The 13,368-nt window shown below is 66.7% G+C and carries 5 protein-coding genes; 2 read left to right on the forward strand and 3 right to left on the reverse strand.

Annotation, left to right across the window (positions count from 1 at the left end):
• Nucleotides 1-51: 51 nt before the first annotated feature.
• Together pglX and pglW are read right to left on the reverse strand one after the other, a co-directional pair.
• Nucleotides 52-3,681: a BREX-2 system adenine-specific DNA-methyltransferase PglX gene (gene pglX / locus J1792_RS22710; protein ID WP_207248055.1), complete on the reverse strand. Its 3,630-nt coding sequence runs from the start codon at nucleotides 3,679-3,681 to the stop codon at nucleotides 52-54.
• A complete protein-coding gene (gene pglW / locus J1792_RS22715; RefSeq protein WP_207248056.1) occupies nucleotides 3,678-8,351 on the reverse strand; it encodes a BREX system serine/threonine kinase PglW in 4,674 nt (1,557 codons plus the stop codon). The genes pglX and pglW overlap by 4 nt, the downstream gene beginning before the upstream one ends.
• A gap of 431 nt (nucleotides 8,352-8,782) precedes the next feature.
• On the opposite strand from pglW, the gene J1792_RS22720 reads away from it, so the two are divergent.
• Nucleotides 8,783-10,681, forward strand: coding sequence for a DUF2075 domain-containing protein (locus tag J1792_RS22720; RefSeq protein WP_207248057.1), 1,899 nt, complete (start codon nucleotides 8,783-8,785; stop codon nucleotides 10,679-10,681).
• Nucleotides 10,682-10,817: 136 nt separating this feature from the next.
• Nucleotides 10,818-12,968 (forward strand): DUF2075 domain-containing protein, encoded by a 2,151-nt coding sequence (locus tag J1792_RS22725; protein WP_207248058.1) that lies wholly within the window; start codon nucleotides 10,818-10,820, stop codon nucleotides 12,966-12,968.
• Nucleotides 12,969-13,022: 54 nt separating this feature from the next.
• On the opposite strand, the gene J1792_RS34350 is transcribed toward J1792_RS22725, so the two are convergent.
• The gene (locus J1792_RS34350) at nucleotides 13,023-13,151 is read right to left on the reverse strand and encodes a DUF6408 family protein (protein WP_242646345.1); all 129 of its coding nucleotides are present in this window, start codon (nucleotides 13,149-13,151) and stop codon (nucleotides 13,023-13,025) included.
• Nucleotides 13,152-13,368 lie beyond the last annotated feature (217 nt).

A 13,368-nucleotide genomic window follows, 5' to 3' on the forward strand; every position in this document is an offset into this window, starting at 1 on the left:
CGTGTCTGGTGGGTCGAACAGCAAGACCTGCCGGACACGCCCTCGGCCGTCTCAGTAAGAGGACTGCCTCTTGGCGGCGCGGCGGCCACGGGGGGTGGCAGCCGGACGCCAGGCTTGCAAGTCGGCATCAGTCAGGCCGTGCTCGCCTTGCACCATCTGGCGGTCACCTCGGAAGAACGCGGCTGGCGAGGCACTGAAGGCGGGGTCGAACTCGTTGTGCCACTGATCCAGCCATGGCTGAAGCTCCAGCAGCCCCGCGAGGAAAGGCATCAGCTCCTCGGTGGCCAGGCCTTCGTGGGAAGCAATGTATGCGTCCAGGGCGTACGCCTGCTCCCGGTGATCCCAGCCGGCCCAGCCGTACAGGTCGGGGGTTGCCGCGTTGCTCTGCCCGCATGAGATGAACCGCTCCTTGGGCACGTCCAGCTTGCCGCGAGCGCGCCAGTAGGACGGCCGCAGGAAGTCGGCCGAGGTGTACTTCGGCGGTACGGGGATGGAGTCCCGGATCTTCCGCTTGGTGATCTCGTCCGTCTCCAGGTCCTCCTGCCGCTGGAGATCCCAGACGTGCTCCCAGTCGGCGCGTTTCTTCAGCCCAGAGGGCTTGTAGCGCAGGGCAGCGAGGAACGGCACGTGCTCGTCGGTCATCAGCTCGGCGACGACAGTGGGGAGTTCCTTGCGGGGTGCGTAGATCTTCGCGACTGAGACGAAGTCGTCGTCGCGGGACAGGGCGTCGGTGAGCCGGGAGAGGGTGACGAGGGCGGGCATATCGTTCTCGTCGTACCAGTGCTCGCGATTCTCGATACGGTCGAGGAGCCAGGAACGAAGGGCCTTCTCCTGGAGCGCGTCCCATCCTTCGGTGGCCCAGCGCCGCTTGTACTCCGGGCGCTCGATCATGCCGATGGCGCGGCTCGACTCGATGGCGTCGATGCGCTTCTGGACGACCTCGCGGTATGCGGCCGGCCAGTGGGCGGGGATTTCGGTGATAGGGGTGGAGCCGTGCCGCTTGAACCACTCGCCGCTGGCCTCGCCTGCGGCGACGCGGCGGGCGAGAACGATTTCGAAGGCGCGCTCGCCGAGGGCGAGTTCGGGGATGTCGGGGGAGTCCGGATTCTCGGAGACGCGCAGGTCCTCGGGGTGCAGGTTGTAGAGCGAATAGACCTGCCAGTCCAGTTCTTCTTGAAGGGCGATCATGCGGGCACGGGTGGTGTGCCAGGCGACGCGAGTCTCGCGGAGTATAGGGGCCGTCGGGGTTGTCTTAGCTGCAATGGCGGAAGGGCTTGTGGCCGTAAGTTTCTGGGCGAGCCCATCGAGAGCAATGGCGAGTTCAGCGGGGTGGGCGGAAGGGAGCGGGAACTCCTCGATCTTAGCTCCGGCGAACTCGTAGAAGTTTTCCCACGCGTAGCGGCCTGTGCCGCGTTCGCCGCCACGGTTTCCCTTGTCGTGGCTGACCATCTTGAGCCAGAATCCAGACGTGGAGCTGTTGAGTACCCCTAGGAGATCCAGGTGTTCTTGTTCGCTAGCCTCTGGGCGCAGCTTAATTACTGGGGCAGAACGACTTGAGACCTTGCCGCCTCTGTCTAGGGCGAAATGGTTGTGAGAGGAGACGAAAGCGAATGTGATGGAGAGAGGAAGCTGATAGCGTCGCTTGAAGAACATTGAGTACTCGAACCATGCGAGACCGCGTTCGAGCTGTGTCTTGCCAAAGGCTGGACGGTCACGCAGGAGTTTGCGATATGGCCACAAGAATTGCTCCACACTGGGCGGTGCGTCTGCCCGGAGATCGCTCTCGGTGTAAGGCCAGAGTGACGTGACCGGCTCCAACAGTGCGAAGTCGCGAACCTCGGTTCCCTCGATGAGAGGGCGTTGGTGACTCAACGGGATTCGGTTGCGGTGGAGGGTGTCAGCGCCAACCATATATGCGCTGTCCTCGCGCGTCACGGCACCTGCGCCGATTTCGGATGCAATTGAGGAGAGCTTAATTTTTGCTTGCTTATTTAGTTGCTCGACCATTTCAAGGCCGCCATCGGCAAGGATCCACGGCTGCTTCCCGAAGTATCGCCCCCGGTCTAGGTCGCCCACTGAAACCCACTTGCTGACTGACCCTGGCTTGTCAATCTGGTTTACGATCGCGTTCCAGACCAACCCGTCCTCAGCGTTCTCCGGTGTGGCGGGTTCCCCCTGAACATTTCGCACTGTACGGATCGTGGCGGAGCGCTTGCTTTCCCCGCGTCGTCTGCCTACAAGGATGACGGTCGGAGTTCCGTGTCCGGGAATATGGGCGCCTGATGTATCGATCACCTCGGTCAACTCCACTGAGTGTCCGAAGTACGACTTGATCAGCCAGGTACCGAACTCTCGCTTCATGAACGAGTTCGCAGTGATCTGCCCGACCATGCCATACCCATGACCTGTATCCGCGTCCCCGGCCTTCGCCAGCTCGAAGAACCGCTGGGCGAAAGGAACGGACAGCGCATAGGCGCCCTGGCAGGCGTCGTAGAGCTTCCGGTATAGCTGATTGAGCTTCTTGTCCTTCACCGTGATGTACGGCGGATTGCCGACCACCACGTGATAGCGACCCGGCTCCAGGATCTTCGGGTGCTCCTGCACGTCCTCCGTCACGTACTTGAACTCGGCGAGTTCGTCCGCGCCTTCCGCGTCCGACTCGTCGAACAACCTGCCCTGTCGATCCGGGTGCTTGATCAGCGAGTCGCCCACCGCCAAATGCATCGGCCACTCGTACCGCGCAGTCTCCGCCATCGTCCGCATGCCACTCGCCGCCATAGCCGCAACCAGCAACCGGAACCGGGCAATAGCCACCGCGAACGGGTTCAGGTCAACCCCGTGCACCGAATCCAGCGCAGCTCGCACGCGCTCGTGCACATCCCGCCCCGGCTGACCCTCGGCCCATAACCGCACAAGCCGCCGAAATGCCCCCAGCACGAAGTGTCCCGACCCGCACGTGGGGTCGATCATCTTCAGGTCCTTGTAGCCGAACTCCCGAAGCGCCGGCTCCATCGTCCGGTCGAGGATGAACTCCTCAACAAACTCCGGTGTCTGCAACAGCGCGTACGTCTTCCGGGCCGTCTCGCTCAGGTCCTGGTACAGGTCACCCAGGAACCGCGTGTCCCAGCCCTCTGTACCGTCCTGGTTCAGCGGGTCGGCGAAGTCGTGAATCAGCACACCAGCTTCATCCCGATGCCGCCAGAACTCAACCAGATCCCGGGCCCCGTCGTGCGAGAGCGGGATCTGGTAGAGCGGATTGTGCCGCCGGTCGAACAGCAGCCGGCCAGCCTGCCCGGCACCCAGCTCCTCGAAGGCGCACTCGATCCATCCTCGGAACGTCGGGTCGGCATCCGTAGCGACGTAGTCCTCATAGCGTGCCAGCGCCAGGTCCCGGCGGTCGTCCTCCGGCGCCGCCAGGTACGGTTCTGGAATCAGTCGGTTGTCCTCACAGAACCGTACGAACACGGTCCCCAGGACCCATGCCACCGCGACCTGTGTAATCCGTTCGTCCAGCCAGGAGTTCTCCGTCGCAGCAGTGCGGCCCAGCTTCTTTGCCTGCCTGTACTCGGCGCTGAGCCGGTCGCCTACCTTCCTGACCGCCTTCACCTGCTTCGCCAAGTCGACTTCGACCGCCTTGACCTGCTGCTTCAGGTCGTTCAAAAGGGCCTTGCGGTCGATCACTTGACGTCTCCCTCAGTTCCTTCAGTTCCTTGAGCGTTCATCGCACCGGTCCCATCCGACCGGTGAGCGTTGTCCACCCACGAGTCCGGAATCTCGATCCATTCACCCAGACCGGCCTGGTACGCCACCGCGACGTGGCCCAGCTTCGGTTCGCGCGCCGGTTCGCTCTGGGGCACCAGGAGCCACAACCCCCGCCCGCCCTGCCGGGCGGCTTCCGCCAGCCGGTCGAGGAGGCCCATCGCGTTGTACCGGGCGAAGACCGTGGCTTCGGTCAGCAGGACCGGCCCAGTTCCGGGACCAAACCCTCGGCCACCATCCAGCAGCGCACGCACCCGCGGTTCCACCGCGCCCCACGCCGTCCGCGCGTACTCCGCGAACTTCATCGCCCCGCGCGACCCCGGCTCGGCGACGTCCGCCTTGAGCAGCGTTTCCCAGGTGGGCTTCGTCCCGGGAGGGACGAGCGCGTGCATGGCCTCCAAAAACAGCTCCGTCACAGAGACAACCTCGGCGCCGAACCGGTCCGGCCGCCTCAGCTCGCGGACGGCATTCCACGCGTTGTCGTGACGCACCGTCAGTACGCGGTAGCCGTCTGTCCGCGCAGACGCGACCAGGCGTTCCTCCGCGCGGATCGCTCCGGCGAGCAGGGGATTGTCCGAGTAGCGTGTCACGGCGCCCACCTCGGTCGACCGGCGCCAGGCGCCGGTCGTCAGGTAGCTGGACGAGTTGTCCATGCGCGTGGGCAGATAGCGCAGCGTCTTGGTGTCCTCGCGCGTCGACAGCGTGAGGTCGAAGCCCGCGTCGCGCAGTGCCTTGGTCAGCGGGCCGTCGCTCGGCAGGTCGTGCGTCAGCCGACCATGGCTGTCCCGGACCGCGAGTTCGGGGAAGCGGGCTCGTACGCGCTCGTGCACGGCTTCGACGGTGAGGCCGGGCTGCCGTGCTTCGGGGACACCGGGGATCAGGGGCACGAGGCCCGCCTGGGTGAGGCGCAGTGCGCGCACGAGGGGCAGGTCTCGCGGGTAGATCTCCAGGCGCGGGGTGGCGGCGGCGTTGAGGGAAGCCGCGGCGGCCAGTTCGACGAGACGGCGCTCGTCCCATTCCATGGTGCCGGGCGGCGGGGCGAGCGCGCCGAGTTCGGCGAGCACCGTCGTCGCCGTGGGCAGCGTGTCGAGTTTGGTGAGCCGGTCGGCGGTCCGGCCCAGCCTGGCCGCGTAGTCGAGGAGCCCGGGTGCGGTGGGGGTGTCGGGGGAGTCGTTCTCCCGCACGTCCAAGGCGAGCAGACCCGCACCCAGGGCCTCCTCTGTGGCCTTGCGGTTGGGCTGGTGCTGGAACTCCGCCTCCTCCGGCTCCAGCTGCTCCACTTCCACCACGGCCCGGACGGCGGCGAGGGCGAGCGCGCGGCGCTGTTCCCGCTGGGACAGCTGCGTACCACGGCGCACGGCGAGAGCGTCGGCGATCTCGGCGGCGGAGGCGACCCGTCCGAGGCTGGCGAGCAGGTCCATGACCTCCTGGCGCAGTGCCTGGATCGCCGGGTGCTTCTTCCAGCGCTTGCGCTCCTCCTTGATCATTTGCGGGATGCGCCCGGCCGACAGACCGAGCTCGTCCGCGACGTCCTTCTGCTTGGGCCAGACGCCGATGCCGGGTAGTTCACCGCGGTCGTTGGGCAGACGCAGCAGCAGCCGGACCATTTCGACCTTGTTGCGGTTGGAGCCGTTGGTGTTCAGCTCCGGCACGAAGACGGTGGCGAGGGTGTCGAGGCTGATCGAGCGCAGCGTGGCGCCGGCCAGGCCGCCCACGTTGTTGCGGGCGGCGAGGGCCCCGAGTGCGGCTGTTTCGGCGACAGAAAGCTGCTCGAGCTCCTCCTTGGCCTCGGCCCGGCCCCGCGGCGTCAGCGGCGAAACCGGGGCCTCACGCAGCCGCTCACCCCACTCGCGCTGACGGCGCTGCACCTCGGTACGGGTCTTGGCGCCCAGGCCCGGAGCGTTGAGGAGCTTGCGGCGGCTGTAATCGAGAAGGCCACCGACGGTGGTGATGCCGAGTCCGTAGAGGAAGGACTCGGCGGCCGGAGTGAGACCGGCGGCCGACAGGTGTGTGTCACGGGTGACGCGAGCGGCCAGCTGTTCACGCTGCTGTTCGGCGGTGAGCGGCTCGGCGTCCGTGACGGCGGACGGTTCCTCGAGGCTCTGCGCGGTCGTCCCGGGGTGACGGGAGCGGTGGCTGGACGTCACCGTCTGTGCGGCGTCGAGGAATACCTTCTTCCAGGCGTCCCGCATCGGCTTCAGCTCGGGGAAGCGCTTGGTGGCGTCCCGGTGCAAGGCCTTGTGGAAGAAGGCGACGAGGCCGTCCCGTACGGCGGGTTCGAAGGCGTCGGCGGCGATCGTCGGGTGAGGGAGTTCCTCCGCGGTCGTCATCTGAGGCAGGACCGCCCCGTCGCCCCATCTGGGCAGCTCGCGCGAGGCCATCTCGTGCAGCGTGACGGCGACCGCGTACCGCTCGGCGTGAGAGTCGTAGGCGGAGCGCTGGAGCCCGCCGATGAACGGGTCGAGGTAGCCCTCCGTGCCGGCTTCGTAGTCCTTCGCCGGATAGCCGGCCAGCGAGAAGTCGATGAGCACGAGTTCGCGGGTGCGGTTCGGCCGGACGCGGATCGCAATATTGTCCGGCTTCAAGTCGCGGTGCCAGACGCCCTCACCCTCAAGGAAATCGACGGCGCCGAACAGATAGTCGCCGTACGCCTCCAGCTCGTCGAGCGGAAGGCGGCCCCGCTCGCGGAGCTGGCGGGCTACCGTCTCCTCGCGGCGGCGCGTGCGGGTGCCGCACTCGGTGCTGTCCTCGTCGATCTCCGGGCGCTCGTCGCCCACGTACTCCAGCGCGAGCACCGTACGGCCGGCGATGCGCAGCGGCTCCGGCTCGGTCAGGCGGATGATCCGGGAGTCGGGGCGCAGACGTCCCATGACCTCGGCCTCACGGGCCAGGATCTCGCCCCGGGAGTCGGAGAGCGCCACCTTGAGCACGTTCAGGGGACGGCCCTTACGGGCCTCAGCCTCCAGGTCGCGCACCAGGAAGGCGCGGCTGGTCGAGCCCGTACCGAGGCGGCGGCGGACCTCCCAGCGGCCGCCGAGAACGTCGCCCGCCACGGCCTCCAGCGGGTCCTTCTCGGGGACCTCGGGCGCGGGGGGAACGGGCGGTGACGTGAGCGTGTCCTCGACGAGCTCCAGCATCTCCAGGAACTCGTCCACGGAGGACAGACGTTGCTCGGGACGGTAGGCGGTGGCCGCCTGCACCAGCTCGTCGATGTCCTCTGACAGGCCGTCCACCAGTGAACTGGGGCGAAGCCCCTCGCCGGCCTCGAGGCGGGACAGAAGCTCGGCTTGGCTGGCGGCAGGCGCCTTGCCGGTGACTAGCAGGTAGGTGAGGACGCCGAGGCCGTACACGTCCAGGTAGACCGGGTCGGCGTTGAGTGCGGTCAGCTCGGGTGCGAGGTACGGATCGGAGCCTTCGGGCACGTGCATGGCGGACAGGGCCGTCGGAGCGAAACGGCTCAGGGCCTGAGCCGGGCCGCCTACGGTGCTGCGCTGTGTGGCGACCTGCCAGTCGGACACCTGTAGGTAAGGGGCGAGCCATGCTGCCTCTTGGCCGATCGCCTGTCCTTTGGGGCCCCGGTTGCGCGGGATGACGTGCACGGAGCGTGCTGCGAGGGCCCGGTGGTGAATGCGGCTGGAGTGCGCGGAGCGCATCGTCTCGGCCAGCTGCCGTACGAGCGCCATACGGCCGAGGATGTCGAGGTGCTGTCCGTACTGGAGTAGATACTCGTCCAGGCGCAGGGTCTGTGGGTGGTAGTCGAAGATGAGCGCGGGGCCGGCCGAGTGCCCGGACGGGTCGTACTGCTTGAGGTGTACGGCGCCGGGGTGGCGAAAGCGCCGAAGGACCGCGGCCTCGCGCCGGGCGGCGCGCTCCACCGACTGGCGAATGGAGGCGTCCGAGCCGCGTTCCCGGAGGTAGATGCGCACGCGCGCCGCCTCGGGCAGTTCGGCGTGCTTGGCCAGGTAGTCGGCCCAGGTGCGTCCGGAGTCGAATGCCTTCCGGTCCAGCCGGTAGGGACCGACCTTGTACTCGGCGTCGCTGCGGCGGATACCGACCTGCTCGAGAGCGGCCTTGATCTCGCGTGAGTCGATGGCGGTGATGCGCTGCCGCTCGTCACGCGGCGGCTGCTTGAGCATCTCGGCCAGCTCGCTCACGGTGTGAACGCCGTTGAGGTCGTTGGCCGGAAGACGGATGCGCAGTGCGTCGTCGGTGAAGCAGACGGCCTCGCCCACCCAGATGCGCTTGCCCTGCTGCTTCAGCAGCGCCGCGAGCTCTTTCGCCTTCTTGTTGGCCAGGTGCAGGGGATTGCCGTGCGTCTCGCGACGGCGGCCATTGGGCGCGGTCTGCACCCAGGTGCCGTTCTCACTAGTGACCGAGCCGTGCCAGTCCTTGAGTTCGATCAGGTACATGCTGCCGGGGGCGACGACGAGGAGATCGACCTCCCGGACGTGTCCGCTGTTCGCGGTGAAGGTGAAGTTCGACCAGGCCCGCCATGGATCGGAGTCCGGTAACTCCTTGCGGATGGATTCCAGGCCGCGGCGCTCGTGATCGAACCCCGACTCGGTGACCGTGATCCACCGGCCTTCACGCATGCATTGCCCCCCGGCACCTTGAATCGTGTGGTGAACGACCGCCCGTGTGATGTGCGTCTCGGCAGCCGAAACCGTCGTTGTAACCCCCCGTTGGGGAATCCTAACGGTGGGCTCTGGGCTGGGAGGGTCGTCGCGATGGATGAGACCGAGCGGTGGCGGATCTACCGGGGCAAACCGCCAATGCCGGTGTCACCGCTGTTGAGCGTCTCGCCTCGCCCGCCCCTGCAGTCCTGACGCCGCCGGCGGGCCGGCTGATCCAGCCGCTGCCGCGCAGGGTGCTTGGTTGACGCTGTAACCCTCGTGCATCGCACAGGTATTCTTGAGCCGACCTCGTCACTGCGGCCCGACAGGCTTCCGATCCGCCCTGATGTGGATGTAACGGACACGCCCCCACCCGCACGAGTCTCTTCGTGCTGCCTGGGGGGCATTTCTTGTTGTTCCGTGCGTCCGCCGAAACCGTCGCCGCCATGGCGCTGGACAGCTCGCTCTTCCTCCACCTGAACGAGCAGTTCTTCCACGTGCTCGGACACCGGCCGGGGTCGTCCGAGGCCCGGTCGTGGGAGCGCAGCATTCCCGCCCTGGCCGCAGCCCTGAATGATGCGGGACTCGGGAACGTCGAGGTCATCCTCGAGTACGCGCTTCCGCTGAACAGCAGGCGTGTCGACGCGGTGCTCGCCGGCATCCACCCGGTCACCGGCGACCCCTCCTACGTCGTGGTGGAGCTCAAGCAATGGAGCCAGGCCACGCCGGACGAGGATGACCCTTCTCTCTGCCGCCTCGACGACGGCCCGGGCCGCCGGTACGCCCGCCCTGTGCTCAACCCCATCGAGCAGGTGCGCCGGTACTGCCAGTACATCGCCGGCTTCAACGGAGCCGTCGCGGGACACCCGGAGCGGGTCAGCGGTGTGGCGTATCTTCACAACGCCACTGAATTCGGTGTCGCCGGCCTGCGCGACATCGAGTGCGACGATCAGGGACAGTTGTTCACCGCCGGCCGGCGTGGTGAGTTCCTCGACTACCTTCGTGCCAAGCTGAGCCCCACGATTCCGGGTGCTCGCGCTGCCGACGAACTGCTCAGCGGGAAACCGGTGCCGTCCAGGCAACTGATGTCCGTCGCGGCCCAGGAGGTTCGCGAGCGAGAACTGTTCGTCCTCCTGGACGAGCAGCAGGTCGCATACCGGATGGTCCTCAATGCCGTCCGCAGGGCGAAGCAGGCCGACCGCAAGGAGGTCGTGGTCGTCACCGGCGGTCCGGGGACGGGCAAGAGCGTCATCGCGCTCTCCTTGCTCGGTGAGCTGTACCGGCAGGGCGTGCCGACGCTCCACGCAACCGGCTCGCAGTCGTTCACCACGACCATGCGCAAGGTCGCGGGGGCCCGTAAGCGTGAGGTGCAGGACCTCTTCAAGTACTTCAACAGCTTCATGACGGCTGAGAAGAACAGCCTTGACGTCCTGATCTGCGACGAGGCCCACCGGATCCGCGAAACCTCGGCCAACCGCTATACCCCGGCCGCCCACCGCACCGGCAGGGCTCAGATCGACGAGCTCATCGACGTGGCTCGCGTACCCGTTTTCCTCCTCGACGAGCACCAGGTGGTGCGTCCCGGCGAACTGGGCACGGTGGCCGACATCAGGGCGGCAGCGGCGGTGAAGAATATCGGCTGCACCGAGATCCGGTTGGACGGCCAGTTCCGGTGCGGTGGCAGCGAAGCCTACGTGCGATGGGTCGTACGGCTCCTCGGTCTCGAAGAGGGCGGGCCGGTGGCCTGGGAGCCCGACGACCGCATGCAGCTGCGGGTCGCCGACACCCCGGAGGAAATGGAGGGCTTCCTGGAGGGCCGCCGTGCCGAGGGATACGGAGCCCGTATCTCTGCCGGCTACTGCTGGCCATGGTCGAAGGAACCCAAGCCGGGAGACCCCCTCGCTGCGGACGTGGTGATCGAGGAATGGGCCCGTCCCTGGAACCTGCGCGGTGATCGAGGTGTGGCCGGCGCGCCTCCGTCGGCGCTCTGGGCCACTGACCCTGCCGGATTCACCCAGATCGGATGCGTCTACACCGCGCAGGGCTTTGAGTACGACTGGTCGGGCGTCATCATCGGACCGGACCTGGTCTGGCGAGGCGACAGGTGGGTCACGGACCGTACGGCGTCCAAGGACCCCGTGTTCAAGAAGTCCACCTCCGATGCCGACGTCGACCGCCTCATCCGCAACACCTACAAGGTGTTGCTGACACGAGGCATGGTCGGCACCGTGGTGTACTCCACCGATGCGGAGACGCGCGAGAAGCTTCGGGAGCTCGTGGGAGAGCGGGACGTTATTGCCGCGGTCTGAGACACGCCCGAGCCCACCGTTTCCCCGGTCCCGGCCGACTCTCTAAGATCGTCGCCACGGTTGCGGCCCGACGGGCTTCCTGAGCAGGACATGCCCCCACCCGCACGAGTCACTCGTGCTCTGGGGGAACCACCTCATGCCCATGCTCCTGCTGAAACTCTCGGCCAACGACCTTCTGACGCTCAACGACCGGCGCCGTATGGTGCCCCACCTTGCTGAACGGTGGAAGCACTTCCGCGGCAAAGAGGCATCACTCTCCGAACGGTCCGCGTGGGCCGAGAGCCTGGTCGCGCTGGCCGGTGACATGGTGGCGGCCGGCCGGGGGAACGTCGAGATGATCGTCGAATGCTCGGCGACCGTCGACGAGCCGGAGGAGTCCGAGGGCGGCGAGTCCAAGGACGACGATTCCAAGCGCAAGCCGACCATCGATGTCGTCCTGGTCGGACGGCACCCGGAGAGTTCGAGTCTTTCCGTGCAACTCGTCGAGCTCAAACGATGGTCGACCGTCACCAGGGTGGAGGAGGCCACGTCCGAATGGGTCCATGTCCCCGGCATCGAAGAGAAGAAGAAGCACCCCGCCCTGCAACTGGCGGCAAGTTTTGAGGCGTTCGGCAGTACGGCGGGGCCGCTCCACGGGCTGTCCTACGAGTGCGGCGGATTCGCCTACCTGCACAATGCGACCGAGGACTCGGTGCGGCCGCTCATCGGTCCTGGTGCGCCCACCGGTGCGTACTCCCGCGTCTACACGCAGGACAGGCGTGCCCAACTGATGCGGGATCTCAGAGAGCACTTCAGCGATGACGAGCAGCATTCGCATGCGGAGATACTGCTCGCCCGCATGAACCTGCGGAACACTCCTCTCCTTGACGCCATGATCACGTCGAGGGGTGAGGACACCGTCTTCACCTTGCGAGGGCGTCAGAGGAAGGTCGCGGAGCATGTGGTCGAGGCCTCGGCCACAGTGCTCGACGACCCTGCGCGTGAGGCCCTCGTGCCCAACCCGAGACGTGCCGTGTTCGTGGTCACCGGTGGCGCCGGAACGGGCAAGAGCGCCATTGGCCTGCAGCTCAAGGCAGAGTTCGAGGCCGAAGGTCGAACCGTCAAGTACGCGAGCGGCTCACGGGCCTTCAATGGCGCGATGCAGGAGCACGTGGGCTACGGCGACCGGGAATTCCGGGAGAGCTTCACGTACTTCAGCAGCTTCGTCACCACCCCGGAAGAACCGCTGGACGTGTTGATCTGTGATGAGGCGCACCGGTTGCGGGAGCGTTCCACCAATCGGCGCTGGCCGGCGGAGAAGCAAGGGAAGCGCCCCCAGGTCGATGAACTGCTGGACGCGTCCCGGCTCACCCTGTTCTTTCTGGACGAAGGTCAGTCCGTACGGCCGAGCGAGGTCGGCACAGTGGCCCTGATCGAGGACGCTGCACGACGGCGTGGAGCCGACTTCGCCCGCTACGACCTCAGGGAGCAGTACCGGTGCGGTGGCAGTGACGCCTATGTGCGCTGGGTGCGGGACCTTCTCGGTGTGTCGGGCGAGGAGCCTGAGCAATGGGTGCCCGACGGACTGATGCACATCGAGGTGGCGGACACTCCCGAGGAACTGGAGCAGACCATTTTGCAGGAGGCCCGGGCCGGCGCCTCCGCGCGCATGGTCGCCGGATTCTGCTGGCCATGGACCAAGCCCCGAGGAAAGGAGAAGCGGCTCGAGGCCGACGTCCGTATCGGGGACTGGCACCGGCCGTGGAACGCCTACAGCGAAAGCTTCTGCGAAAACGGAGCACCTCCTTCCAAGATTTGGTCCGTGCACGACGGCGGTCTCGGTCAGATCGGCTGCGTGTACACGGCCCAGGGCCTGGAATGGGACTGGTGCGGCGTCATCATGGGCGACGACATGGTCCGGCGTGACGGCCGTTGGGTGTTCCAGAGGGGGAAGCAGCGGAGGGACAAGGAAGCCGGTGTGAACCGGGTCGCCGTCCCCGGGTCACTCGATCCCGAGGTGCGGAAGAAGAACCTCGACGACGACGAATTCGCTCGCTGCGTGCGTCACGCCTACCACGTGCTGCTGACCCGCGCGAGTCGTGCCACGGTGCTCTATTCCACGGATCCGGAGACGCGGGCATACCTCAAGAAAGTCGTCGGTGACGTACAGATTCACGGTCTGCGTCCTACCAGGGAGAGCATCCCGCCGGAACTCCGGGTAGCCCATCAGCCCCGACCCGGCCGCGGCAGGGGCCGGAAGGCCCGGCGCAGGTCTCGTGCGCGGAAGGGGCAGCAGACGCTGTTCTGAGGGAGCGCGAGGAGGGTGGTGTGGCGGGCTCTCCGGACCCGCCACTCGCCTGGCTCAGAAGAGCAGGCGCGCTGCCGACGTCAGCACCGTCGCCAGAAGACTGGATGCGGCACCGATTGCGACGTCGATCAGGATCCTGCGGAACCGGATGCGACGCGCGGACTCGTACTCGACCGGGTTCATGCTTGGCCACTCCATGAGGTGAGTTCGGAATGGCAGGGACAGCCCTACCGGGCATCCGCACTCACGTCGCGTGCGAACACACGACGGATGACCATCTTCACTCACAGCAGGGCGGACCATGTGCGTGAACGTGGGTTTCGTACCCTCCGGGAAGGCGGGCAGCGTAAATGATGCTACCGCGTGCCAGGTTGGAGTGACCGCGGAGATCGGCATCGGG

Source organism: Streptomyces triculaminicus (assembly GCF_017349075.1).
GTDB lineage: Bacteria > Actinomycetota > Actinomycetes > Streptomycetales > Streptomycetaceae > Streptomyces > Streptomyces triculaminicus.

What these genes read in the sequence shown, in the direction of transcription:
- J1792_RS34350 (WP_242646345.1), bottom strand. Translation starts at nt 13,151, where the DNA reads ATGAACCCGGTCGAGTACGAGTCCGCGCGTCGCATCCGGTTCCGCAGG.
- J1792_RS22725 (WP_207248058.1), top strand. Translation starts at nt 10,818, where the DNA reads ATGCCCATGCTCCTGCTGAAACTCTCGGCCAACGACCTTCTGACGCTC.
- pglW (WP_207248056.1), bottom strand. Translation starts at nt 8,351, where the DNA reads ATGCGTGAAGGCCGGTGGATCACGGTCACCGAGTCGGGGTTCGATCAC.